Below are 563 nucleotides of genomic sequence, written 5' to 3' on the forward strand. Positions count from 1 at the left end.
TCGCGCACCGGGCCACGGGAGCGTGCTCACACCGTCCAGGCGGGCTCCATGTCGACGATGTCGCCGGCGAGGGCCGCGACGTCCGCCTCGGTCTGCGCCCGCAGTGTCAGTCGCTCCACGCGCTCGGTTCGATACTTGCCGTGTTCGGCGGCGGACCGCCACATCGACAGGATCAGGTACTCGCTGCCCGGCGCCTCGCCGAACAGCCCCCGGACCATGCCGGGCGAGCCGGCCATCGCCGGGTTCCACACCTTCTCCTGCATCAGCACGAAGTGCTCGGCGCGCTCCTCGTGGACGCGGCACAGCGCGACCCTGATCAGGTCGGCGTCGGTGAAGCGCGGTTCGAACCCGGTCTTCACGTCGAAGCGGTGGTCGAACAGTCTGACCTGGGCGTTCTTGAAGGTGCCCGCCTGGGAGGCGGCGAGCCGGTCGTGGGACCGGGCCATGAAGGAGTCGTAGAAGGCGCGGCTCTCCCAGAAGGAGAAGATGTGCGCCACGTCCTGCCGTCCCCGGCTCCAGCCTCCGCCCTGCGCGCGAAACCCCGGCTCCCCCAGAAGCCCCGC

Annotated in this window: 1 protein-coding gene; it reads right to left on the bottom strand. The window is 70.5% G+C overall.

The genetic code is table 11. The features are described 5' to 3' along the window. Nucleotides 1-26 precede the first annotated feature (26 nt). Nucleotides 27-563: DUF4937 domain-containing protein (locus LPA54_RS35745; protein ID WP_228984725.1), on the bottom strand; the 537-nt coding region annotated here is incomplete at its 5' end.

It is taken from the genome of Streptomyces sp. DH12 (assembly GCF_020873895.1).
Classification (GTDB): Bacteria; Actinomycetota; Actinomycetes; order Streptomycetales; family Streptomycetaceae; genus Streptomyces.